The following is a 24,006-nucleotide window of genomic DNA, read 5'->3' as shown; positions in this document are numbered from 1 at the left end:
AAAAATATGAATTTCTCAGATATTTTTTCAAAGATAAGAAAAGCTCAACCTCGTCCAGAAGAAGCGCCTACACACTGGATAAAATGCGACAACTGTCACTCACTGATGTACTACAAAGAAGTTGAAGCTTGTTTTAATGTATGCCCTAAATGCGGCTATCATATGAGATTAAAAGCTACTGATCGCATAAATTTGATCTGTGATGAAGATAGCTTTGTAGAATTTGACGCGAATTTAAAACCGGTAGATCCATTAAATTTTGTTGATAAAAAATCATACAAAAAAAGAATCACGGAAAATAAAGAAAAAACAGGACGCACAAGCTCAGTGATATGTGGCGAAGGCAAATGCGATGGGCAAGAAATCCAGCTAGTTGTCTTTGACTTTGGCTTCATGGGTGGTTCGCTAGCTTCAGTTGAGGGTGAAAAGATCGTAAGAGCGATAAAACGAGCAATAGAAAAACGCCAAGCTTTAGTCATAGTGAGTGCTTCAGGTGGAGCTAGAATGCAAGAGAGTACATTTTCTTTGATGCAAATGTCAAAGACATCAGCCGCTTTAAAACTACTTGATGAAGCAAAGCTGCCTTATATCTCAATACTTACTGATCCAACAATGGGTGGTGTTAGCGCCTCTTTTGCTTGGCTTGGAGATATAATAATCGCTGAACCTGGCGCATTGATAGGTTTTGCCGGTCAAAGGGTCATCAAACAAACCATTGGTGCTGATTTACCAGAGGGATTTCAAAGAGCCGAATTTTTATTAGAACATGGCTTAATCGATGCTATTGTGCCAAGAAGCGAACATAAAAAATATATAAGCGATATGGTTAAATTTCTCACAAACAATAAGACAATACATCAAAAAGATAACCAAGATGAGAGTGGAAGCAACTTTGAACTAAAGCTAAAAACCAAAGGCTAAATTTGGAAATTTCAGTTTTTAGCATTCAAAAATCATCACGTGATAACTTTGAAAACGAAATACAAGAATATATAAAAATGAGTGCAAAATTTGCCAAGATAAACGATAAAGTCTTTTTCAATGAAAAAATAGCAAAAGCTCAAAGTGCCGGAAAAAGCGAAGCATTAAGAGCCTATAATGAAATTTACGAGCCAAATTTAAAAGGCTTTTGCGTAATGCTTGATGAAAATGGCTTGCAACTTGATAGCCAAGAATTTGCACAAATTTTAAACTCAAATTCACAAATTAACTTTTTCATAGGTGGAGCTTATGGCCTTAGCCAAAATTTAAAGAATAAAGCGCAAAAAATTATAAGCTTAAGCAAGATGACGATGGCTCATAAGGTTGCCAAGCTTGTACTTTTTGAGCAAATTTTTAGAGCACTTTGCATAAATGCAAACCACCCATATCACAAATAAAGGAATATAAATGACACAAACTGAGCTAAATTTTTTTAAAAAATTACTTGAAGAAAGAAAATTACAGATCAAAAAAAATATCTATGATTCATCTGTTGAAGTAAATGGCTTAAGAGATAGTGGTGTAAGCGATGAGTTTGATATAGCCTCAGTAAATACAGACCAGTTAATCGAGCATTCCATCTCTACGCAACAAAGAGCGGAGCTATCAGAGATAGATGAAGCGCTAGAGAAGATAGCAAATAAAACTTATGGGATTTGTGATATGTGCGAAGAGGAGATCAGTATACCGCGACTAAAGGTAAAGCCACATGCAAAATACTGCATAACTTGCCGTGAAATAATCGAAAAAACAGCAAAAAACTAAGGAGAAAATATGAAAACTAGAAAATTTCTCGTCTATTGCATAATCTATATAGTAGTTGTTGCAGGGCTTACTTATTCTCTTAATAGTTCTGATTATACATTTGAGCTTTTAGGCCAAACTATAACTTTGCCAATTGCTATTTGGGTCGCTCTTCCGGTAGCTGTTTTAGCACTTCTTGCTCTACTTCATATCGCTTATCATGGATATGCTTTTTATAGATATAAAAAATGGATCAAAAAAGATAGCCAGCTTTATAAAGACTTAGCTAAAGAGACGCTTCTTGGCTTTGAGAGCAATAAAGACTTCAAAACCGACACTTACAAGATCGCCTCACAGCTTACTCGCTCTATCTCACCAGTAGGCGAGCTTAAAGATGTCGGTGTAGATGATGCTGAGATAAACAATATCTTACAAACTATAAAAAGTATAAAAAATAAAGAGATCGTCGATCTAAAGAAATTTAGATTAGCAAAAGATAGCAAGTTAAATATCCTAAATGAGCTAAATAAGATCGAGCAACTACCTACTTATTATCTTGACATACTTAAAAATCAAGATCAAAACGATAGCCTTAAAAAAGCTGCATTTGATAAACTCATAAAAGTAGCTTCTTTTAGCGAGATCAAAAGATTAAATTTTGAGCTAGCAAGTGAAGATATAATGCTTATTATTACCCGATTTGTAAATGACGAGATCGATCTAAGCAGTGATGAAATTTTTGATCTTTTAAACAATGCAAAAGTGACAAAAGCTCAATACGATAAAGCCGCTGTAATGCTTAAAAATAAACTAAAACCAGATGCATTTATTGGCATCTTTGAAAAACTAAAAAGCATCCATGCTGACGCTGATGAGGCTTACGTATATGCACTGTTTGAGCTTCAAATGCTTGATAAAGTAAGAGAAGCTATCGAAGGTAGCGATCCAGATGAGTTTAAAGAGATAAAGGTTTTACTATTTTTGCGAGATAACGGTAAAATGGTGCCTAGCTCGCTATTTTTTAAATGATAGACTTTAGTAAAAAGCCACTTTTCTTAGCGCCACTTGCTGGCTTTTCTGACCTGCCGTTACGAAGCGTCGTCAAGAAATTTGGCTGTGATGTCACTGTTAGCGAGATGATCAGCGCAAATGCTCTGGTCTATGAGAGCAGTGACAAAACTCTTGAAATGCTTAAAAAATCCCCAAGCGAAGAGCCTTATGTCGTTCAGATAGCTGGTAGCGACATAGAAAATATAAAAAAAGCCGTGCAGATCATCAATAAATTTGATGGGATTTATGGGCTCGATCTAAACTGCGGCTGCCCAGTACCAAAGGTCGTTAGACAAGGTGCGGGTTCTGCTTTACTAAACGATCTTGACAAACTTCAAAATATAATCTCAGCCACAAAAAGCGTCTCAAACAAAGAGAGCCTGAGTGTTAAATTTAGACTTGGCTTTAACGATAAAAATGAAGAAAAAATCGCAAAGGCCTGCGAAGAAGCCGGCGCAGACTATATCGCAGTGCATGGGCGCACCAGAGCTGGCGGATACAGCGCAAAGGTTGATTACGAAGCGATCGCTAGGGTAAAGGCAAGCGTGAAAATCCCAGTCATCGCAAATGGCGATATCAACGCACAAAATGCAGATGAAATTTTAAACCTTACAAAGTGCGATGCCCTAATGATCGGCAGAGCAAGCATCGGCAACCCTTGGATATTTCACGAGATAAAGACCAAAACTAGCGTAGATAAGGCGCTAAAACAAAAGATCATCCTAGCTCACTTTGATGCGATGATCGAGCACTACGGAGAGCATGGGCTTTGCATATTTAGAAAACACTTGCACCAATACAGCAAGGGCATCGACGGTGCAACAACCTTTAGAAACGATATAAATTTCATCAAAGACGTGACAGCGATGAGAGAGCGCATAAGGGAGTTTTTTGCCTAGATGCAAGGCTATATCCTGCGCGTGCAAAAGGTCAGAGACGAGGACCTTTTAGTCTTTGTGCTAACGCCAAATTTGCTCGTAAAGTCATATAGATTTTTTGGCGCACGCCACTCAAATATCATGACTGGCTACAAGATCGACTTTGAACTAGAGCAAGAGGCGAAATTTCTACCAAAGCTTAGAAACATACTTCACCTTGGCTTTAAATGGCTGCTAGAGCGCGACAAACTCATCATTTGGCAGCAGTTCATGCGCCTACTTTATGATCATCTAAAAGAGGTCGAGCAGCTCGATGAAATTTACTTTAACGAGCTTGATCGCTGCGCCAAACAGATGCAGCTACAAAATCCAAAACGCCTTATCATCGAAAGCTACGTTAAAATTTTAGAGTATGAAGGCAGGCTTCACAGCGAGCTTGAGTGCTTTATCTGCGACGAGGAGATAGAGAGCGAGCTTTGCTTAACTCGTGGCTTTTTGCCCTCTCACAAGCACTGCCTTGATAGGAGCGAATTTGACGCTAGCAAGATCAAAAATTTATTTGATACAAAAAGCACGATCGAGCTAAATGACGATGAGATAAACCGACTTTATAAAATTTTACTTGACGGACTTTAAGCCATAGCTTGCTATTTTAAATAGCTATTTCTTAATGTTTAAAGCACATGACTATTTTTTAAGCTTCAATTTTCTAAGTTATAAAATTCTGACCAGTAGTTTTTGTACTAAATGCTTTTGTATTTATTGTATATGATAGTTTTGATTTATTAACAAGTACAAGAATTTCATCTATTCATACATTTTTTTATTTATTTTGATACGAGCTAATTAAAATAGAAATATTTATAGCTCGCTTCTTGGGATTAGTCCCAAGAAGCAAGTAAAATTTTACTCTTCACTACTGCTATTGAGAGCAAAAAAAGTATCAGTATGAATATTTTCAAATGCTGCTTTTAGCGAAGTAAAAAGTTTTGGATTTTCTTTTTCTAAGGTTGCTAAAAGCTGTTTGGTTTCATATCTAGCATGCGGCATCTTTACGTCAAATCTCATTGCAGGGCATGCTTCATCGCCAATGACTCTTAATTCATTTTTGATAGCATTTTCGCGAAGCTGTCTCTCGCGAACAAAGATAAATGGCCTAATAACCGTGATGCCATTTTTTGCAGTATATTTTGGAGCAAGCGTCCTTAGTGCACCATTATAGGTAAAATTCATAAAAAAGCTCTCCGCTGCATCGTCTAAATGATGAGCAATCGCGAGCTTATTAAAACCATGCTTTAAGGCGTAAGTATAAAGATAGCCTCTTCTCATACGAGAAAAGAAACTACAAAAACTAGAATTCTTGCGGATTTTCTCTTTTGAAATCTCAAAGATTGAGCTATCTATCACTTCATGCTCTATTCCGTGCTCATTGCAATGCTTCGTAAGATAAGCGTAGTCCTCACCCATGCCGTAGCTTAGTGTTACTGCTTTAAACTCAAATTTTTCAGGTGTAACGTTTTGGATATGCTTTAGTACGTGAGCTAGTGCGAGGCTATCTTTACCTCCGCTAAGACCAAGCAAGATCTTATCTCCGCCCTCTATCATCTTGTATCTAGCATTTGTCTGACCAACTTGCCTAAGAAGCCTTTTACTAAGCTCTATCATAAATTTTCTACCATTTCAAGTATAAATTTTGCACTAATATTTGCTGAATCTTGCAAAAATTTATCAAAGTCAAACTCTGCTGCATCACCAGCTCCATCGCTGATAGCTCTTAGTATAAAAAATGGCACACCAAGTGTTTCGCAAACTAGTGCAACGCTAGCACCTTCCATCTCGGTAGCGCTCGCATTAAATATCTTTTTAATCCAAGCTTTCTTTTCATTATCGCAGATAAACTGATCTCCGGTCGCAATAATACCAGCGCTTAAGCTCATATCTTTTTTATCAGCTATCTTTTTTGCCAGTTCATTTAGCCCTTCATTGCTTTTGACAAATATACTTGTGCCTGGTACATAGCCATAAGGATGGCCAAAAGCCGTGATATCAAGATCATGTTGCACTAAGCTAGTAGCATAAAGCATATCGCCTATTTTTAGACTCTCATCAAGTGAGCCAGCTACGCCAGTAAAGAGCAATTTTGAGGCCTTAAATTTTTCTACCATTAAAGTTGCCGTTATAGCTGCATTTACTTTACCTATCTTTGAATAGGCAATGACTAGCTCTTTTCCTTTATAGTTTGCTAAGTAAAATTTATTATTTGCATATTGAACAGTTTTATATTCACCAACCATTTCAAGGATCGGTGTTATCTCCTCTTGCATAGCTCCAAGTATCGCTATCATCTCTCCTCCAAAATTTTCACAACTTCTTCAAGACTTGCCATATCAGTAATACTATAAGTTGGCTTTTCGGTAATTTTTTTATTGATGCCCTTTAGCGTCGTAGCGCCAAGCTCGATAAAACAATCAACATCATTTTCATAGTTTTTAATGCTTTGTTTATAGCAAACTGGTTTTATTAGCTGCTCTTTTAGCAAGACTAGCGCTTCACTTTTATCGGTATAAATTTTAGTATTTACATTTGAGACAACAGGAGAAAATTTGGTAGCCAAAGTACTCTCAAGCTCGCTTGCTAGTCTAACACTAGCTGGCTCAAGTATCGGACAATGGCTTGCTACTGACATATTTAAAAGCATTGCTCTTTTTGCGCCAGCTTCTTTAAATTTTGCTTCATAGCTAGCAAGATCAGCTCTTACACCAGCGACAACGATTTGTCCATCGCAGTTGTAGTTTGCAGCATAAATTTGCAAACCTTCTTCTCTTGCTTTTTTACAAATTTCTTCAACCACTTCATCACTAAGTCCAAGAACTACCATCATGCCAGCATCTTTGCCAACGCAGGCTTCTTGCATAAATTTACCACGTAAATTCACAAGCCTAATCGTATCAATAAAATTAAATGCTCCACTAACTGCAAGAGCGGTAAATTCTCCAAGTGAGTGCCCGAGACTAAATTCTGGTTTTTCTTTAATAAAATTTGAAAAAGCCAAATAAGTCATTAGTGAGTTTAAGACGATAGCTGGCTGAGTAAATTCTGTTTTATCTAACTTATCGTTTTGTGTAAATAAAAGCTCTTTGTAATCAATGCCAGTGTCATTACAAGCATCATTTAAAAGCAGTTTAGCATTAGAAAAATTTTCGTAAAAGTCTTTTCCCATACCAATACTTTGCGAGCCTTGGCCCGCAAAAACAAAAGCAAATTTTTTCATTTTAGCTTCTTAGTGATGGTGATGTCCGTGTCCACCACAACCGCAACCACCATCCTCGTGTCCGTGTCCATGCCCGTGTCCATGACCCCCGCAGCACTCATGCTCATGCTCATGATCGTGACCACCACAACCGCAAGTATGAGCCCCAGCTACCATACCTGTTGCTTTTTCATCTTCTGTCGCATCTCTAACTTCTAAAACTTCAACATTAAATAGCAAATCTTTACCAGCATATGGGTGATTAAAATCAACTGTTACTTCGTCATCTTTGATCTCTTTAACAATAACACGAACGCTTGAGCCATCCTCATTTTGACCAAAAAGTTCCATTCCTTCATGCAAATCTATACCAGCAAATTGCTCTTTTGGTAACGACTGAATGGCTTCATTATTATATTCACCACAACCCTCTGCTGCCTTTACGCTTATAGTTGCTCTTTCGCCTGATTTTAATTTACTTACTTCTTCTTCAAGCTTTTCTATAATATGGCCATGCCCTGTTATAAATGAAATTTGGCCACCTTCTTGCATATTTGACTCTAGAATTTCACCAGTGTTGGCATCTTTTAGTTCGTAAAACATAGTTATGACTTGATCTTTACTCACAATAATCTCCTTAGATTTGGTTTTTTGATTAATGTGGGATTATATCTAAAAAAGATTAAAATTTAGTTTCTATTAGGAGAGGCTTTGGCTTCTTTGCTATCTGGATAGCCGACTTTTAAAGCCTTATAAAATCTATTTGCACTTTGCGTATCACCTATCTTATCAAAACTTATAGCTGTGTGATACAAAAGTTTTGGAGTGTAGTCAGCCTTATCTTCACTTTGTATACTTTTTTTATAGTATTGTATGGCTGTGCTGTATGATTTTTGACTATAAGCAACTTCGCCTAGATAATAATTTGAAGCACCAGTTTTATAGCCTTTTTTATTTAAGTATTCAAAATATTCAGCTGCTTCTGTGCTATTGCCAGAATTTAAAAGCTTAATGCCATCAGCTAAAATATCTTTGTCGCTTTTGCCACTAAAATTTGAAGTTGGCTTATTTTGTTGTTTTGGATTTGCATTTTGCTTTGGTTGAGCAGCATTTTTATCCATTATCGCGCCTAATTTATTTAAGGCAGCAGTAATATTTTTATAGTTTTTATCTTGTATATCCCTAGTCTCATCAACATAAGCCTTCAATGATGTCAAACTTACACCAGAATCACTTATGCCACCATTTACCTTCGTCTCTATATCATTTATTCTTTGCTCAAGCTTATTCATTCTAGCACTCATGCTCTCAATCAAGCTTTGCAAACCTTGAAGTTGTTCTGAAACATTATTCATATTCTCTTCAATATTTTGAACACTTCGCTTATTATTTAGGGTAACTTTTTCATTGTCCGTTAGACCATATGGATTCGCACTATCCATATTGCCTGCATCAAAAGCTGAAATCTCTTGGCCGGAGGTAATAGAGATAGTGGCTCCTATCAGAGCCACTACAATTATTTTTTTATTCATTATTATTTAATTATAAATTACGGAAGTACTTTGAAATCTGCACGTCTATTTTGAGCGTCGCAAGCTTTTGTTTTGTCTGTACAAACTGGATTGCTTTCTCCAAAACTAACTACAGCGATTCTATCAGCACTAACGCCATTTCTTACAAGAGCGTCTTTAGCACTTTTAGCACGTTTTAAACCAAGAGCATAGTTGTACTCATCTGTACCCCACTCATCGCAGTTACCTTCTACTTTTATAGAAAGAGCTTGAGCGTCAGCTTGGTTGAATACTGATGCATTTGAGCTAACAACGCCTTGTTGATCGGCTTTGATATTAAATTTATCAAAGTCAAAGTATACACTTTTAACTTGACTCTCGATGTTAGCAATAAGAGCTGCTAATCTATCAGCATCACTCATGCTACCTGAATTATCTGCAGATTGATTTGAATTTGAATTCATATCAACTTCAGGGTTTTTTGAGCTACAACCGCTCAACAATAAAGTTGCAACTGCAACACTTGCTAGAACTACTTTTTTCATTCCTTATCCTTTTTTAGAAATTTGGTCGAATTATATCACAAAAATTTTAAATTTTATCAGAATCTTACCAATCTATAGACTGAATTTTTCCTACTTTTAAAGGAAACTGAAAACTTCTGTTTTCATTTAACCTAACAACCCCTAGTGAACTTTGACCGCCAAGCTCTTTTATAAAGACGACACTTTGCCCATCGCTTGAGAATCTTGGATAGTTATTTTTGCCATTTGCTGTAAGCTGGCGTATAAAATCCGTTTGAGTTGAAATTAGATATATATTAAAACTACCGCTTGCTTCTCTACTTGAATAAACAACATAATTTTCAAATGTGCTTACAGAGTTGTTATTCTTACCATGAAATACCATTTGTTCAACGCTTCCACCAGAAATCGCTGGGGTTGCAAAAACGTTAGGATAACCAAGCCTATCTGATACAAAAACTATCTTACTGTCATTATCTACAAAATTTCCATTTACATCTATACCTGGATAATTAGTAATCTGCGTCAAATTTTTACTATTTGTATTATAGATAAAGATGTCTGGTTGATCTTTTGGTGCCATAGTTAATAAAATTTTACTTCCATCCTTACTAACATCTGAGGCTATAAGCATGCCAATGCTATCAATTATCTTTGTTTTTGTACCAGAATTTAGATCATATCTAAATAAAGTTGGCTTATTATTCACATAAGATGTATAGTAAAATTTACTTTGATCGGCGCCTGCCCATTTTGGGAAAATGTTTAGTCCGCCACTTACTATAGTCTTTTGATATGTAAGTGTATAATCAGCAACTATGATAGAGCTTTGGCGAGCTGAAGTATATTTTGAAAGAATAATAAATTTTTCCATCCAGCCAACTGGTGGTAAATTTAGCTCATTAGTAAGCTCAACTATACTTTTATGCGCCAAAAACGGATACTTTGCACCGTCTGGCATAGTGTAAACTTTCTCATACCTTGTGGTTGCTGCTTTAGCATTTATCAGTTTTACTCTCAAAGTAAGAGGTGAGCCCATAGAGCCTTCAAGAGCATATCTAAAGATAAGCTCGACGCCTTTATCACTCATTGTATTAGTAGTCGCATCTCCTTCATAGGTAGAAGGCACATGATCTTCGATTACTTCAAAATCGGAACTAACCTTTAGATCTCCTAGCATGATTTTAAAGAATTTATCTTTAAAACCCATATCGCTAACAGCAGTTGTTGCATCTTGCAAAGCTATCTTTGGCAAGGCAATACCTTGATTTACAACAGATATGGTCGCATCAGCAGCATAAAGCCCTAGAGCAACACATAAAAAAAGAAAAATTTTCTTCATCTCTACTCCATAATTTTATAAATTTTAGTTTATTTTATCTTCTAAATTTAAATTAAAAGTAGTGCTTTTGTCTGGATTGAATGGAAATTTCTCCGTTGTAAGTTTTTCTAAGCACTCTCTTACTTTTGCGTTAAATTCTTCATTATATGATAGCTCTAAAATTTCATAGCTAAAATTTCCGCTCTGATCTATCATAACTTTAACTTTAGCCAAATTTGCAGAATCGGCCTTATAGCTTTGCCATCTTCTTTGAATTTGTTTTGTTATCGCACCCATTAGTGGATCGTAAGTACCGGTAGATTGTGATTTTGGAGCAGTTGGATTTTGATCTATCTTTAAACTCTTTATTATATCACTAGCTTCTTTTGCGGCTTTTGAACTAGAAGCTTCGCTTTTTTTACGGCTTTGAACTTTATTTTCGGTCTTTTTTATACCATCGTCTTTTTTAAGTTTCGTAGGATCTATATCACTAAAGAGATCTTTTATATTTGGCTCTTTTGGTTTTGGCTTTTCAACTGGCTTTGGTGCAGGCTTAGGCTCAGGTTTTGGCTCTGGCTTAATATCTTCTTTGGGTTCTTCACTTGGTTTTAAAATTTCTGGTTTTGGTTCCGGCTTTGGCTCAGGTTTTGGTTCCTCTTTTGGAGGAGTTGGTAAGCTTGGCGTAGGCAATGGTTCATCTGGTACAACAGGCTTATTTGTAGTCTCTTGCTTATCTTCCTCTGACTCCTTTTTAGGTTCAGGCTTTGTCTCTTTAACTACTTCATCTGCTTGTTTTGGAGCTTTAATGGTTTGATCAACTTCTCTATCAACCATAACCACATCCATAATAGCATCTTTATCATCGGTATATTTCTTAGGAGGTTCTACAAAAAAAGTAAGCTTTATAAATAAAATAAGTATAATAGTAACGTAAATACAAAACGCTACAAGAAACGAACTAAGCGTTGGAAATTTAACTTTATTTGACATCTTAACCGTTTGTCTCTAAAGCTACTTTATTAAAACCAGCACCTTTCAAAGTCTTTAATACAAACATAACATCATCGTATTTTAAATTTTTGTCAGCTTTTATATAGATAGGCGAGGTTTTATCGTATTTTGTACTCATTAATGCGATATTATCAGGAAACTCAGCAAGGCTCATAGTACTTTGATCAACTCTAACTTGTCCCTGCGAATTTATAGATACTATAAGGTCTTTTTGCTTAGATGTTGAAGTTTTTGCCTTTGAACCATCCGGAAGAGTAATATCCTCTTGATATGTTATGGTCGGCATAGTAACCATTAAAATGGCTAGTAAAACAAGCATAATGTCAACAAGAGGAGTTATATTTAGCTCTGGTGTCTCATCGGTAAATTTAACGGCCATTTATAGTATCTCATCATCTTTTTTAAGTGCTATCATTACATCAGCCTGACGCTCAATAACACTCATTAGTTCATAAGCTTTTCTTTTTATGAGTAAGTTAAATGTATATGCTGGGATGGCAACAAAAATTCCGCAACCAGTTGCAACAAGTGCCTCTGAAATAGCTGGAGCGATAATACCAAGTGATGAACCTCCACCATTTCCAAGCTGTGAAAATGTCTCTAAAATAGAAACAACGGTTCCAAAAAGACCGATAAAAGGCGAAGTAGATGCTATTACACTTAGCCACGTTAGTCCACTTGTAGCATTTTTCTCGGCTATACTTATACATACGTTTAGTTTTTCTCTTGAGATTCTTCCGTTTGCACATTTTCTCAAAGACGAATCATTTGGAATATTTTTAGCACCCATAAGCAGTGCTTCAAGTGCATTTTGCTCACGTTTTTGCCAAGCTCCAATACCAGCCATTCTTGAAAAAAGAATTGTGAAACTAACTATAAAATATATTGACAGCCAAGTTAAAACAATAATTGTAATAAAACTACTTCTTTGAATGTAATTTAAAAATAAATCTATACCGCCCACTTATCTAGTTCTCACTACATTTTCCATTTTAGATATAGTTGCTGCAAAAGCATTTGTATCACTGCTCATGCTCTCTATCAAATTTCTAGCAGCTTCCAATGAATTTGCAAGCTCACTTTCACTATCACCAGAGACGTAAACCGCACCGTCAGCAAGTATTACTACCTTACCTTCGTCAATCTTTGCATAGCCCCAGTTAATCGCAACAACATCATGTTTTTTATTTTTATGTTCTATATCTATAATACCTGCTTTTAAAAGAGATATTAATGAGGCATGGTTTGGTAAAACACCAAACTCACCCTCGCTACCTGGAAGCACTACACTGCTCACGTCATCATTAAATATCTGACCTTGAGGAGTTACGATCTCTAAATGTAATTTATCCATTACGCTTCCTTTTTAAATTTAAGCCTTAAGTTTCTCAGCTTTAGCTAAAGCCTCATCTATATTTCCAACCATATAAAATGCTGCTTCTGGTAAATGGTCATATTTACCCTCTAAAATTCCCTTAAAGCCAGCAATATTTTCGTCAAGACTTACATATTTACCAGGGCTACCTGTAAATACTTCAGCAACAAAGAATGGCTGAGATAAAAATCTCTCGATCTTTCTTGCTCTATCAACTGTTAGCTTATCTTCTTCGCTAAGCTCGTCCATACCAAGGATAGCGATGATATCTTGAAGATCTTTATATTTTTGGAGCACAGCTTGAACGCCACGAGCTACCTTATAGTGATCTGCTCCTAAAATTTGAGGATCGAGCATTCTTGATGTTGAATCAAGCGGATCAACAGCTGGATAGATACCTTTCTCTGCGATCGATCTGTTAAGAACTGTCGTAGCATCAAGGTGAGCAAAAACAGTAGCAGGAGCTGGATCCGTAAGGTCATCCGCAGGAACGTAAACAGCTTGAACAGATGTGATTGAACCTTTTTTAGTTGATGTGATTCTCTCTTGGAATTTACCCATCTCACTTGCAAGAGTTGGCTGGTAACCAACAGCTGATGGGATACGTCCAAGTAGAGCTGACATTTCTGCACCTGATTGAGAAAAACGGAAGATATTATCGATAAACATCAAAACATCAAGCCCCATCTCATCACGGAAGTACTCGGCCATTGTAAGACCAGTTAGTGCGATACGGTTTCTTGCTCCTGGTGGCTCATTCATTTGACCATAGCACAAGGCAACTTTATCCAAAACATTACTTTCTTTCATTTCATGATAAAGGTCATTTCCTTCACGAGTTCTCTCACCAACACCAGCAAATACAGAATAACCGCTGTGTTTAAACGCAACGTTATGGATAAGCTCCATAATAATAACCGTTTTACCAACACCAGCACCACCAAATAGACCTACCTTACCGCCCTTTGCGTAAGGAGCTAGAAGATCGACTACCTTGATACCAGTTTCAAAAATTTCACTTTTTGTACTTTGCTCTTCAAATGGAGGAGGATCGCGGTGAATAGACCAATGCTTATCAAAATTTATACCCTCGCCCTCGTCGATCAAATCACCAACTACATTAAAAATTCTACCTAGAACTTTTTCACCAACTGGCACACTAATAGGTGCACCAAGTGCTTTTGCCTCTAAGCCACGAGTCAAGCCCTCACTCATATCCATAGCGATCGTTCTGACTCTATTGTCTCCTAGGTGAGCAGCAACCTCTAATATTAGTTTATGTTTCTTGCCCTCAACCTCAAAGAAAACTTCGATAGCTTCATTGATCTTTGGCAAGTAGTCATTAAAGTCAACATCGACCACAGGGCCCATAACTTGACTAATAACACCCTTCATTCATACTCCTTTTATTTCATTGATTCAACACCACTGATGATCTCGATAAGCTCAGTGGTAATAGACTCTTGTCTTGCTTTGTTGTAAGCAAGATTTAACTGTTTGACTCGTTGTTTAGCATTGTTTGTTGCATTATCCATAGCTTGCATTCTAGCGCTGTGCTCAGCCGCTAAAGAGTCAACTAAAGCATAATACATACTATACTCAAAATATTTATTAAGCAATTCATCCATAATCTTAGTATAGTTGTCCTCTGGTTCAAATTCCATCAAAGAATTTGTCTCAACAGCAACTATCTTAGACGGCTCAATGGGCACAATATCATTTACTCTAATCTCTTGAGAAATCATATTTTTATAACCATTGTGTATTAGCACGACTTTATCAGTTATGCCGTTTGTAAAGTCATCGATGGCATCTTTTATGATTTTTTGAGCTTTTTCATATGTAGGAGAAGAGCTAGCTCCGACGTAAGTCTCAAGTAGTTCAACGCCTTGAAAATTGAAAAATTCTATACCTTTTTTACCAACAGCTCTTAGTCTGACCTTGATCTTTTTGGCTTTTAGCTCATCAATCATGCGCCTAACTGTCTTTATAGTTTGGACATTAAAGCCACCGCAAAGCCCTTTATCAGCGGTAACAAATATAATATCAACCTTTTCCACACTCTTTGTTGTGTTAAAAAATTTACTCTCAGTCATAACTGATGCATATTGATTGATCTTATAAGCTATCTCTGATAAAACCTCATTGATCTTAAGAGCGTAAACTCTAGAGTAGCGAGCAGCCTCTTCAGCTTTGCGAAGCTTTGCTGTTGAGACAAGTTTCATCGCACGCGTCGTCTTTTGAGTATTCTGGACGCTCTTAATCTTTCGTTTTATATCTTTTAAATTTGACATATCTTAGCCCTAGTTAGCGGCAAAAGTCGCTTTAAAATCTTTCAACGCTTTATGTAAAATTTCTTCTACTTCTTTATCAAGAACCTTTTTAGTTCTGATTTGCTCAAAAATTTCAGGGTATTTTGCCTCAATATATGGATATAGCTCAGCCTCAAATTTTGTTACATTTGCAGTTGCAACATCATCTAAATAACCTTTAGCACCAGCAAATATGATAACTACTTGATTCTCAACTGGAAGTGGAGAATATGGAGGTTGTTTTAGTACTTCAACCATCTTTTGACCGCGCTCTAGTTGTTTTCTTGAACTCTCATCAAGGTCACTTGCAAACTGAGCAAACGCCTGTAGTTCACGGTACTGAGCAAGGTCTAGTCTTAACGTACCAGAAACTTGTTTGATAGCTTTGATCTGAGCTGCACCACCGACACGAGAAACAGAAAGACCAACGTTGATCGCTGGGCGGATACCTGAGTTAAATAAGTCACTTTCAAGGAAAATTTGACCATCTGTAATAGAAATAACGTTTGTTGGAATATAAGCTGAAACGTCACCTGCTTGAGTCTCAATAATAGGTAGAGCTGTCAAAGATCCAGCACCTAGTGCGTCATTTAGCTTACTTGCTCTTTCTAGAAGTCTTGAGTGAAGATAGAAAACGTCGCCTGGGTAAGCTTCACGGCCTGGTGGTCTTCTTAAGATCAAAGACATCTCACGGTAAGCAACCGCGTGTTTTGACAAGTCATCATAGATGATTAATGCATGGCGAGAGTTATCTCTAAAGTATTCACCCATTGTTACACCAGCATAAGGAGCAAGGTATTGAAGAGCAGCTGCATCACTAGCACCAGCATTTACAACTATCGTGTAGTCCATAGCGCCGTACTCTTCAAGTTTTTTAACGACTTGAGCAACGGTTGATTGTTTTTGACCGATAGCTACATAGATACAAATAACATCTTGACCCTTTTGGTTGATGATAGTATCGATAGCAACTGTTGTTTTTCCGGTTTGGCGGTCGCCAATGATTAGCTCTCTTTGTCCTCTACCGATTGGCACAAGTGCATCGATCGCTTTAATACCTGTTTGAAGTGGCTCATGAACGCTCTTTCTAGCCATAATACCTTTTGCTTTTTCTTCAACAAAGCGAGATTCGGTAGCTTCAATTGGGCCTTTTGCGTCGATTGGCTCACCTAGTGAATTTACAACACGGCCGATCAATGCGTCGCCAACTGGCACACGTAGAAGTTTTTTTAGTCTTTTTACAGAGCTTCCTTCTGTGATACCGCTAGTTTTTCCAAGGATAACTATACCAACACTGCTCTCTTCAAGGTTAAGAGCCATGCCCTTTTCGCCGCTTTCAAACTCAACCATCTCACCAGCCATAACGTTTTTCAAACCATAAACGTTAGCAACGCCATCAGCAACTGAGATGACTTTACCGGTCTCTTCTACATCAACACTTAAATCAAAATTTTCAATACGCTCTTTGATTATCGTGCTAATTTCGTCAGCTTTAATTTTTGCACTCACGCTTTCACTCCTTTTTAAATTGCTTTTAATATATATTCACTCATTTGACTTTTTAGTCTGTCTATAGAGAAATTTACCTCGACACCTAAATCATCTAACTCAACTTTTACGCCGTTGTAATCGCTCTTTGAGCCATTAAGCTTGATCTTAGAGTTAAATTTCTTAGAGAAATTCTCTTCTAGAGCTTTTAACTGATCAGCGCTTAGATCAAAATTTCCAATAACCTCGCCACGATATGTATTTTCAAGCAAAGATTGCTCTATCTTCATCTCGTTTAAGATCGCTGGGATAAGCTCCAGTCTTTTATTTACGCCAAGAAGCTTAATAAAATTTGCAAATTTGACATCTTGACTTTTAACCAAAGATAGTACAAAATCAACCTTTTGTGAAGCCTTTAATGTTGGCAAACTTATAATGCTTTTAAATTTATCGCTAGCAAAAGCTGCTGCCAGCTCTGATAAATTTTCAACAAATGCATTAAGTTCATTGGATTTTACGTCGCTTAAGATCGCTTTTACGTATTTTTTAGCTACTACTTCATTCATTAGCTAACCTTTTTAAGTATGATATTTACAAGCTCTTTTTGATCGACTTTTAGGCTATCGCTTGAGAAAATGTCGCTCAAAATTTCATTTACAACGCCTTTTGTCATCTTGCGCTCTTCAAATTCTTTTTGCTCTTTGTAGCTCTTTTGAAGATTTACTATATCATTTTGAGCATCACTTTTAACCTTAGCAGCTAAATTTAAAGCCTCTTTTTTTACAGTTTCGATTAAGGAATTTGCATTTTGTTTAGCTTCCTCAACACGTTTTAGAGCATCATCTTTTTTGGCCTTAGAATCACGGAGTTTTTCTTGTATATTTTCAAGCTTGTTTGCGATCCTGTCAATTCTGCTTTGATAAAGAGCTTTTAGTGGCTTAGCTGCAAAATATACCAAAATAGCAAAGAAAAGTAAGAAGTTTAGCGTTCTCTCGACTATATCGTAGTTTGTTCCACCATGCCCACTAGCATAAGCTAGAAATGGAAGTGCTAGAAAAAATAAAATTTTTATCTTCATAAAATTCCTTTAAATTTTAGAGAGCTTGGCATTTAAAGCCGCTCTAAGTTCAGGTAGTTTAGCTGATAGATCTGCCTTTAAGTTGGCTTTCTTGGAGCTTAGAGCATTTAAAAATTCATTGTAATCAGCCTCTAAACTAGTTTTTACAGCATTTACTTCTTTTAAAGACTCTTCTTTTGCCAAATTTAAGGCTTCTTGCCTTATTTTATTGGCCTCAGTCCTTGCGTTTAATATAATCTCTTCAATCTCTTTTTCATGAACACTTAGATCACTTGCATTTTTACTAGTACTCTCTTCATCATTTTTTATAGAGGCATTTCTGTCATCTATAAATTTGAGCATTGGCTTATAAAGCAAGGAATTCAAAATAGCGATCAATACCAAGAAAACGATAGCCGTTAAAAGCATCAATGGCACATCTATTTCTAACATCCACTCTCCTTATTTTATCATTAAGTTTTATTTAATATTCAAATTAAAGCCTGATTTTACAATAAATTACTAAAAATAAAAATAAATTTGTAATTCTATTTTAGCCTAGCAATAAATTCTTCCACCTGTGAAATATTATTAAATTCTAAAACTAGATTGCTAGATTTTACTTTTGCTTTTATCTTTAAATTTTTAAAAATTTCTTGTAAATTTGATAGTTTTTTACTCATTTCCTCAGAAATTTTTGGCTTTTTGTCTTTTATCTCTTCCTTATTTTTTATCTTTTTTACTAAAATTTCTGTGTCTCTAACGCTTAGTTTTTGACCGATGATCGTATCAACAACCATCTTTTCTTCTTCGGCGCTAAGTCCTACTATAACTTTAGCGTGACCTTGCGTTAGCTTATCTTCTTGTAAAAGTTTTTGCGTGTAGTCACTAAGAAGTAAAAGCCTCATCGTATTTGTTATTTGTGTTCTACTTTTATGAATAATATTTGCCAAGCCGTCTTGTGTGATCTTATACTCATTTATGAGCTCTTTATACGACTTTGCAAGTTCGATTGGGTTTAAATTTTCACGTTGAATATTTTCAATAAGTGCAAGCTCTCTTAAATTTTGAGACTTGATATCAGCGATGATCGCCTTTATCTTGCTTGCTCCGAGCATCTTTGTGGCGCGGTATCTGCGCTCACCGGCTATTAGCATATAACCATCATCTTTTTTGATAACAATTATTGGCTGGATCAGTCCGTGCCTTTTGATGCTAGCACTTAGCTCCTTTAAGGCTTCTTCGTCAAAATGCGTTCTAGGCTGGTATGGGTTTGGTAAAATTTCATCTATATTTATCTCTTCGACTATCTCAGAGTCGTTTAAATTTGCAATCTCTTTGCTGTAGGCTTGCTCTACATCTTCAAGTATCGCGCTAAGTCCTCGCCCTAATCCACCTTTTTTAGCCATTTTTTTCCTTATTTTTTAGTTTAAAATACAATATGCCAAATTTTGATACGCAATTGAGCCAGGTGATTTTATATCATAAAGTATGACTGGCTTACCAAAACTTGGGCTTTCAGCAAGTTTGACGTTTCTTGGGACGACCACAAATTCCTCTTTGCTATCCTTACTCTTAAAAAGTTTATTTTCAAAATGCTGTTTTAAATTTGCAATGGTCTCTTTTGAGAGATTATTTTGCGAACTAAACATAGTCGGCAAAAAGCCCTTTATATTTAGCTTTGGATTTATCGTTTTTTTGATAATCTTAACTGTATTTAGTATCTGCGCTAAGCCTTCAAGCGCGTAAAATTCGCACTGAATCGGGATGATAACACTATCACTTGCACTAAGAGCATTTATCGTAATGCTACCAAGTGCCGGAGGACTATCAATTATAATAAAATCATAATCGTTTACAACTTCTGAAATTTTATTTTTAAGGATTAGTTTATAGTCCTTATTTTGGTCGTTAAATTCTTGCTCAATGCCGACAAGTCCTATATTTGACGGAGCTAAAAAAAGTGTTGGGATCTCAGTTTTTAATACGATTTGCGAGAGCTTTTTTCTATCTGTTAATACGTGATAGATGTTAAACTCATAGTCACTTCTGCTAAAACCAAGTCCAGTTGTCGCGTTTGCCTGTGGATCGATGTCTATTAATAATACTTTTTTCTCAGCAACTGCCAGTGATGCGGCTAAATTTACGGCTGTTGTGGTCTTGCCAACGCCGCCTTTTTGGTTAGCTATTGTTATTATCTCGCTCATCTTAACGAATATACCTTTTCCCCATTTAGTAAGATCGCTCCATCATCGCAAATTTCAGCATCCTGAAGCGAAACAGCCCTATTTGCAATATGCGTAATAAAACCTTTTGACTTGCAAAAGTCTATCCTAAATTTGCTAAAAATTGGCTTCCATAAAATCTTTTTATCAAGCATGCTAACAAAGCCCCAAACTAGCTCATCTACGCTAGTTTTTATGTCTAAAATGCCCGCATTTTCAGGCGCAATCGTTAAATTTATCCCCATGCCACAGATATAAATTTCATCCACTTTATTTGTTAAAGTGCCGCCTATTTTGCGATCATCTACGTAAAAATCATTTGGCCATTTTAACCAGCACTTTGAGCCAAGTTCGCTCAAGACCTCACGCATCAGCATAGAAAAATATATCGAGATCGATGGGGGAGGTATGTCGCTTGGTAGCTCATCTTCACTTATGCAAAATGACATGAATAAATTTCCGCCAAGCCCCTCCCAGCTGTTGCCACGGCTGCCGATGCCTTTGGTTTGATTATACGCTACAACCATATACGGAGCTTTTATCTCGCCGTTTTTTAGGGCGTCTATCAAAAATTCCTGCGTCGAAGGCAGACTTTGAAAAAACTCAACCTTCAAATCACACCTTAAATTTATAGAAGTGATTTACCGGATTTTGTCCGCCGCCGATGATAACCGCGTTTTTGATAGCGTTAAAGATATAATCATGCGCATTTTTTACGCTCTCTTTTAGGCTTTGGCCATTTGCTAAATTTGAAGCGATAGCGCTTGATAGCGAGCAGCCTGAGCCGTGAGTTGCGGTAGTTTTTATGCGCTCATCACTAAAAATTTCATATTCACTGCCATCATAAAATATATCAAGCGACTTGCCATTAAGTTCGCCACATTTTAGATAGACGCTTTTTGTACCAAATTTCAAAAGATCCTTGCAAGCCTCTTTTAGCTCGCTCTCGCCTTTTAGCTCATGCTTTAAAATTTCGCGCGCTTCAAAAATATTTGGCGTGATCACGCTTGCAAGTGGGAAAAGCTCCTCCACGATCGCGTCTTTTGCAGCACCCTCTAGCCAGATGTCGCCATTTTTACAGCTCATAACTGGATCAAGCACGACTAGTGGTAAATTTTTGATCTCTCTTAGCGTTTTTGCGACGCTTTTGATGATCTCAACGCTTGGGACAACGCCTATTTTTATCACATCAACTCTTATATCATCAAATATCGCCTTGATCTGATCCTCGATGAGCTTTGGCTCAACTAGTTGCATGCCAAAGATACCCTTTGTATTTTGAGCAGTGACCGCCGTGATCGCCCCCATCGCATATACGCCGTGTGCTATAAAGACCTTTATGTCAGCTAAAACTCCAGCTCCACCGCTTGGATCAACACCTGCTATACTTAACGCATTTTTCATAAATTCTCCTATAAATTTTTGATTATTAATCTATCTTGTCACCAACACTAAGACGCTTGCCATTTATATATGCTTTTGCGTTTGTTGGCTTTTTACTTGGCTCTTGAAGCTCGTAAATTTTAACCGCCCCGCCCTTGCAAGCAACTACGACATGGTCCTTTTCTATGCTTAAAATTTCTCTACTTTCACCACTTTTTTCACTTAGTTCAAGCGATAAAATTTTTAGTCCACTTGCCAAAAAAATCCCCGGCCAGGGTGTGAGCGCACGAAATTTATTATAAATTTGCCCCGCATCTTCATCAAAGCTAAAAAGCCCGTCGCCCTTGCTTATCTTTTTGCAGTGCGTAGCTTGTGCGTCATCTTGCTTTTGTGGTTTTAAATTTTCAAAATTTTTAAGCACTTTTACGATTAGCTCACCGCCAAGCTCGCCTAGCTCACTAAAAAGCTCGCTTGACATCTTGTTTTCGCAAGGTGTGTAGATGAAGTCCAGCATATCGCCAGTGTCAAGCCCAGCGTCCATTAGCATAGCTGTGACGCCAGTTTGCTTCTCGCCTGCTAAGATCGCGCTTTGTATAGGGCTAGCACCTCTATATTTTGGCAAGATCGAGGCGTGCAAATTTATGCAAGGCGCCACGTCAAGCACACTCCCAGGCAAAATTTTGCCATAAGCTGCCACTACGATAAATTTAGGCTCAAATGCCTTTAGCTCGGCAACCACCGCCTCATCTTTTAGCGTATTTGGCGTAAAGACTGGCACGCCTACTAGCTCACTTTGCGCGTAAATTTTAACCTCGCTTGGGGTTAAAATTTGCTTTCTGCCAACTGGCTTATCAGGCTGGGTAAAGACCGCTTTTATGTTAAAGCCAGCTTCTTTTAAATGCCTAAGTATCCTAACAGCATAATCAGGCGTCCCCATAAAAACTACATTCATTACTTTCCTTTAAATTTCAACGACTTTTATTTTGATCTACGTTTTTACTGCCAGTCAGCCAAGAGGCGCATGGATCTTCTTGCCAGTCAATCTTTTGAAATATCAAACTTCCTAGCTCATTAATGCTAACTTTGCCACTACGATCAAGATCCAGCCTCTTAAATTCCTCACTAGTGCATAGATCTGGTGCTATTTTTAGCGCTGATGGCACTTTGCAGGACGTCCACTCATCTAAATTTAGCATGCCGTCACGATCTATATCATTGTAATCCAAAAACATATACGCCGGATCCACTGGATCACAGCTATATACACCAAGACAAAATATCATAATGTAAAAAATTTTCTTCATTTTATACTCTTAAAAATCTATGCCCAAAGCACTAAAAAGTCGCAACTCAAAGCTCATTTTTAAGTAGCTCAAGAAGTGCGAATTTAAGCTCGTCGATGTTCTCGTTTGTCGCTGATGAGATCGGCAAAATAAAATATGGCTTTAAATGATCAAAGCTTAGTAAATCTTGTTTGTAGATAAATTTACCGTTTTGCTCTGGTTTTAGCTTTAAAAATTTCATAAATTCTTTTATATTTTCATCTAAATTTTCCGCCGCATCGACTCTGGTGATAGCGATAGCATAGTCCCTGCTAGCAAGTACGCTTGAAAATTTAGCGACTTCTTCTTTTAGCACACTAAACTGCTCGCTCATACCTCTATAGTTTGCTCCGTCTATCATGAAAAGTAAAATTTTATTTCGCTCGATATGTTTTAGAAATTTAACGCCCAAACCGCGTCCATCGCTCGCCCCCTCGATAATACCAGGAATGTCAGCCATGACAAAGCCACTAAACTCATCGACCTCAACAAGGCCAAGCTTTGGCGTAAGCGTTGTAAATTCGTAGTTTGCGATCTGTGGTTTGGCGTTTGATACTGTTGAAATAAGCGTTGATTTACCAACATTTGGAAAGCCCACTAAACCAACATCAGCAATGAGCTTTAGCTCGAGCCTGACCTCTATGCTCTCTTCTGGCATACCTTTTTGTGCATATTCTGGAGCTTGGTTGATAGAGCTTTTAAAGTGAAAATTTCCGAGTCCACCTTTACCACCCTTTAAAAATAGCGTCTTTTGACCCTCGCTAACTATATCACAGAGTAGTTCATTTGTCTGTGCGTCATAAACAGCTGTGCCAGGAGGGACTATGAGTTCTAAATTTTCGCCCTTTTTGCCAGTCATTCGCTTGCCCATGCCAGCTTCACCATTGCCAGCCTTCATGGCTCTTTTACCCTTATAATTTGCTAAAGTATGGGTATTGTTGTCACAAACAAAATAAACATCTCCGCCATCTCCGCCATCTCCGCCATCAGGACCACCTAAAATGACGTGTTTTTCACGGCGAAAACTCACAGCTCCAGCTCCACCATGCCCCGAACTTAGAGTCAATCTTGCACTATCTATAAACATTTTTTACCTTAAATTTTTTATTTGGATTATATCCAACTTTACTGAAATTAAATCGTGATATCTTGATTAAAATAAAGCAAATATAAACACCATGAAGCTCGAAATATAGAGTTGTGATTGATTTAAAATTTCTCTCAAACAGCTATTTGAAAAATTCTAAACACTAAATAAAAATTTTGATTTTTGAATAATTTTAAGAAAGAAAGGGGCGATTGCCCCTGAGATTATGCAGCTGGATAAACAGATACTTTTTTTCTGTTTTTATCAAGTCTTTCAAATTTTACAAAGCCATCGACTAATGCAAAAATTGTGTGATCTTTGCCAAGACCTACGTTATTTCCAGCGTGAGTTGCTGTTCCTCTTTGGCGGATGATTATATTTCCAGCACGAACGAACTCACCACCAAATTTCTTAACACCTAATCGGCGTCCGATACTATCACGGTTATTTTGGGTTGAACCTTGACCTTTTTTGTGTGCCATATCTT

The 24,006-nt window shown here is 37.1% G+C and carries 31 protein-coding genes; 6 read left to right on the top strand and 25 right to left on the bottom strand.

Annotation, left to right across the window (positions count from 1 at the left end; all coding sequences use genetic code 11):
- Positions 1 to 6 precede the first annotated feature (6 nt).
- Genes accD through recO form a run of 6 tightly spaced genes read left to right on the top strand, consistent with a single transcriptional unit; the run spans position 7 to position 4,289 of the window.
- A complete protein-coding gene (gene accD, locus CYP28_RS02555) occupies positions 7 to 921 on the top strand; it encodes an acetyl-CoA carboxylase, carboxyltransferase subunit beta (protein ID WP_103593353.1) in 915 nt (304 codons plus the stop codon).
- A 2-nt stretch (positions 922 to 923) separates the two neighbouring features.
- Positions 924 to 1,379, top strand: a complete 456-nt coding sequence (locus CYP28_RS02550; RefSeq protein ID WP_103592971.1) for a 23S rRNA (pseudouridine(1915)-N(3))-methyltransferase RlmH — start codon at positions 924 to 926, stop codon at positions 1,377 to 1,379.
- A 10-nt stretch (positions 1,380 to 1,389) separates the two neighbouring features.
- Positions 1,390 to 1,746 (top strand): RNA polymerase-binding protein DksA, encoded by a 357-nt coding sequence (gene dksA / locus CYP28_RS02545; protein WP_035167251.1) that lies wholly within the window; start codon positions 1,390 to 1,392, stop codon positions 1,744 to 1,746.
- 9 nt (positions 1,747 to 1,755) lie between these two features.
- The gene (locus CYP28_RS02540) at positions 1,756 to 2,754 is read left to right on the top strand and encodes a uroporphyrinogen III synthase HEM4 (protein ID WP_103592970.1); all 999 of its coding nucleotides are present in this window, start codon (positions 1,756 to 1,758) and stop codon (positions 2,752 to 2,754) included.
- The gene (locus CYP28_RS02535; protein WP_103592969.1) at positions 2,751 to 3,674 is read left to right on the top strand and encodes a tRNA dihydrouridine synthase; all 924 of its coding nucleotides are present in this window, start codon (positions 2,751 to 2,753) and stop codon (positions 3,672 to 3,674) included. The genes CYP28_RS02540 and CYP28_RS02535 overlap by 4 nt, the downstream gene beginning before the upstream one ends.
- Complete coding sequence (recO, locus tag CYP28_RS02530) at positions 3,675 to 4,289, top strand: recombination protein RecO (RefSeq protein WP_103592968.1); 615 nt, start codon at positions 3,675 to 3,677, stop codon at positions 4,287 to 4,289.
- Between the two features lie 270 nt (positions 4,290 to 4,559).
- Here recO and CYP28_RS02525 read toward each other — a convergent pair whose 3' ends face one another.
- From CYP28_RS02525 to rpmA, 25 genes are all read right to left on the bottom strand, one after another.
- Positions 4,560 to 5,318, bottom strand: coding sequence for a tRNA 2-thiocytidine biosynthesis TtcA family protein (locus tag CYP28_RS02525; RefSeq protein WP_021090654.1), 759 nt, complete (start codon positions 5,316 to 5,318; stop codon positions 4,560 to 4,562).
- A complete protein-coding gene (locus CYP28_RS02520) occupies positions 5,315 to 5,998 on the bottom strand; it encodes a 5'-methylthioadenosine/adenosylhomocysteine nucleosidase (RefSeq protein ID WP_103592967.1) in 684 nt (227 codons plus the stop codon). The genes CYP28_RS02525 and CYP28_RS02520 overlap by 4 nt, the downstream gene beginning before the upstream one ends.
- Positions 5,995 to 6,924 (bottom strand): ACP S-malonyltransferase, encoded by a 930-nt coding sequence (gene fabD, locus CYP28_RS02515; RefSeq protein ID WP_103592966.1) that lies wholly within the window; start codon positions 6,922 to 6,924, stop codon positions 5,995 to 5,997. Before fabD ends, CYP28_RS02520 begins: the two co-directional genes overlap by 4 nt.
- Before the next feature lie 9 nt (positions 6,925 to 6,933).
- A complete protein-coding gene (locus CYP28_RS02510) occupies positions 6,934 to 7,536 on the bottom strand; it encodes an FKBP-type peptidyl-prolyl cis-trans isomerase (RefSeq protein ID WP_223154487.1) in 603 nt (200 codons plus the stop codon).
- A 56-nt stretch (positions 7,537 to 7,592) separates the two neighbouring features.
- Complete coding sequence (locus CYP28_RS02505) at positions 7,593 to 8,345, bottom strand: tetratricopeptide repeat protein (protein ID WP_242047000.1); 753 nt, start codon at positions 8,343 to 8,345, stop codon at positions 7,593 to 7,595.
- Between the two features lie 107 nt (positions 8,346 to 8,452).
- Positions 8,453 to 8,959 carry an OmpA family protein gene (locus tag CYP28_RS02500; protein WP_021090913.1) on the bottom strand — a complete coding sequence of 169 codons (507 nt, stop codon included), beginning with the start codon at positions 8,957 to 8,959 and terminating at the stop codon, positions 8,453 to 8,455.
- Positions 8,960 to 9,023: 64 nt separating this feature from the next.
- Complete coding sequence (gene tolB / locus CYP28_RS02495; RefSeq protein WP_103592964.1) at positions 9,024 to 10,280, bottom strand: Tol-Pal system protein TolB; 1,257 nt, start codon at positions 10,278 to 10,280, stop codon at positions 9,024 to 9,026.
- 24 nt (positions 10,281 to 10,304) lie between these two features.
- Entirely contained in the window at positions 10,305 to 11,249 is a 945-nt protein-coding gene (locus tag CYP28_RS02490) for a TonB C-terminal domain-containing protein (RefSeq protein ID WP_103592963.1), read from the bottom strand.
- Between the two features lies 1 nt (position 11,250).
- On the bottom strand, positions 11,251 to 11,649 hold the full coding sequence (locus tag CYP28_RS02485; RefSeq protein WP_021090535.1) for a biopolymer transporter ExbD: 399 nt from the start codon (positions 11,647 to 11,649) through the stop codon (positions 11,251 to 11,253).
- Positions 11,650 to 12,234: a MotA/TolQ/ExbB proton channel family protein gene (locus CYP28_RS02480; protein ID WP_051288435.1), complete on the bottom strand. Its 585-nt coding sequence runs from the start codon at positions 12,232 to 12,234 to the stop codon at positions 11,650 to 11,652.
- A complete protein-coding gene (gene atpC, locus CYP28_RS02475; RefSeq protein ID WP_021090667.1) occupies positions 12,235 to 12,624 on the bottom strand; it encodes an ATP synthase F1 subunit epsilon in 390 nt (129 codons plus the stop codon). It lies immediately after the preceding gene.
- A gap of 18 nt (positions 12,625 to 12,642) precedes the next feature.
- On the bottom strand, positions 12,643 to 14,040 hold the full coding sequence (atpD, locus tag CYP28_RS02470) for a F0F1 ATP synthase subunit beta (RefSeq protein WP_002939420.1): 1,398 nt from the start codon (positions 14,038 to 14,040) through the stop codon (positions 12,643 to 12,645).
- Between the two features lie 11 nt (positions 14,041 to 14,051).
- Positions 14,052 to 14,939 (bottom strand): ATP synthase F1 subunit gamma, encoded by an 888-nt coding sequence (gene atpG, locus CYP28_RS02465; protein ID WP_002939426.1) that lies wholly within the window; start codon positions 14,937 to 14,939, stop codon positions 14,052 to 14,054.
- Positions 14,940 to 14,948: 9 nt separating this feature from the next.
- Positions 14,949 to 16,466 carry a F0F1 ATP synthase subunit alpha gene (gene atpA / locus CYP28_RS02460; RefSeq protein ID WP_009294343.1) on the bottom strand — a complete coding sequence of 506 codons (1,518 nt, stop codon included), beginning with the start codon at positions 16,464 to 16,466 and terminating at the stop codon, positions 14,949 to 14,951.
- A gap of 14 nt (positions 16,467 to 16,480) precedes the next feature.
- Entirely contained in the window at positions 16,481 to 17,011 is a 531-nt protein-coding gene (locus CYP28_RS02455; RefSeq protein ID WP_103592962.1) for a F0F1 ATP synthase subunit delta, read from the bottom strand.
- On the bottom strand, positions 17,011 to 17,523 hold the full coding sequence (locus CYP28_RS02450; RefSeq protein ID WP_103592961.1) for a F0F1 ATP synthase subunit B: 513 nt from the start codon (positions 17,521 to 17,523) through the stop codon (positions 17,011 to 17,013). The genes CYP28_RS02455 and CYP28_RS02450 overlap by 1 nt, the downstream gene beginning before the upstream one ends.
- Positions 17,524 to 17,532: 9 nt before the next feature.
- Positions 17,533 to 17,955 carry a FoF1 ATP synthase subunit B' gene (locus tag CYP28_RS02445; RefSeq protein ID WP_103592960.1) on the bottom strand — a complete coding sequence of 141 codons (423 nt, stop codon included), beginning with the start codon at positions 17,953 to 17,955 and terminating at the stop codon, positions 17,533 to 17,535.
- A gap of 95 nt (positions 17,956 to 18,050) precedes the next feature.
- Positions 18,051 to 18,911 carry a ParB/RepB/Spo0J family partition protein gene (locus CYP28_RS02440; protein ID WP_103592959.1) on the bottom strand — a complete coding sequence of 287 codons (861 nt, stop codon included), beginning with the start codon at positions 18,909 to 18,911 and terminating at the stop codon, positions 18,051 to 18,053.
- Between the two features lie 15 nt (positions 18,912 to 18,926).
- Positions 18,927 to 19,709 (bottom strand): ParA family protein, encoded by a 783-nt coding sequence (locus CYP28_RS02435; RefSeq protein WP_021090449.1) that lies wholly within the window; start codon positions 19,707 to 19,709, stop codon positions 18,927 to 18,929.
- Positions 19,706 to 20,341 carry a biotin--[acetyl-CoA-carboxylase] ligase gene (locus CYP28_RS02430; RefSeq protein WP_103592958.1) on the bottom strand — a complete coding sequence of 212 codons (636 nt, stop codon included), beginning with the start codon at positions 20,339 to 20,341 and terminating at the stop codon, positions 19,706 to 19,708. The genes CYP28_RS02435 and CYP28_RS02430 overlap by 4 nt, the downstream gene beginning before the upstream one ends.
- 1 nt (position 20,342) lies before the next feature.
- Positions 20,343 to 21,131: a bifunctional hydroxymethylpyrimidine kinase/phosphomethylpyrimidine kinase gene (gene thiD, locus CYP28_RS02425; protein ID WP_103592957.1), complete on the bottom strand. Its 789-nt coding sequence runs from the start codon at positions 21,129 to 21,131 to the stop codon at positions 20,343 to 20,345.
- A gap of 25 nt (positions 21,132 to 21,156) precedes the next feature.
- Positions 21,157 to 22,062 (bottom strand): methionyl-tRNA formyltransferase, encoded by a 906-nt coding sequence (gene fmt / locus CYP28_RS02420; RefSeq protein WP_103592956.1) that lies wholly within the window; start codon positions 22,060 to 22,062, stop codon positions 21,157 to 21,159.
- 16 nt (positions 22,063 to 22,078) lie between these two features.
- Positions 22,079 to 22,414 (bottom strand): GDP-mannose dehydrogenase, encoded by a 336-nt coding sequence (locus CYP28_RS02415; protein ID WP_103592955.1) that lies wholly within the window; start codon positions 22,412 to 22,414, stop codon positions 22,079 to 22,081.
- 46 nt (positions 22,415 to 22,460) lie between these two features.
- Positions 22,461 to 23,519 carry a GTPase ObgE gene (gene obgE, locus CYP28_RS02410; protein ID WP_103592954.1) on the bottom strand — a complete coding sequence of 353 codons (1,059 nt, stop codon included), beginning with the start codon at positions 23,517 to 23,519 and terminating at the stop codon, positions 22,461 to 22,463.
- Between the two features lie 224 nt (positions 23,520 to 23,743).
- A complete protein-coding gene (gene rpmA / locus CYP28_RS02405; protein WP_002942569.1) occupies positions 23,744 to 24,001 on the bottom strand; it encodes a 50S ribosomal protein L27 in 258 nt (85 codons plus the stop codon).
- Positions 24,002 to 24,006: the final 5 nt, after the last annotated feature.

The sequence above is a fragment of the Campylobacter concisus genome, assembly GCF_002914195.1.
GTDB lineage: Bacteria > Campylobacterota > Campylobacteria > Campylobacterales > Campylobacteraceae > Campylobacter_A > Campylobacter_A concisus_M.
Note: the sequence above shows the minus strand (reverse complement) of the source record. Positions and strands in the feature narration are given on the sequence as shown.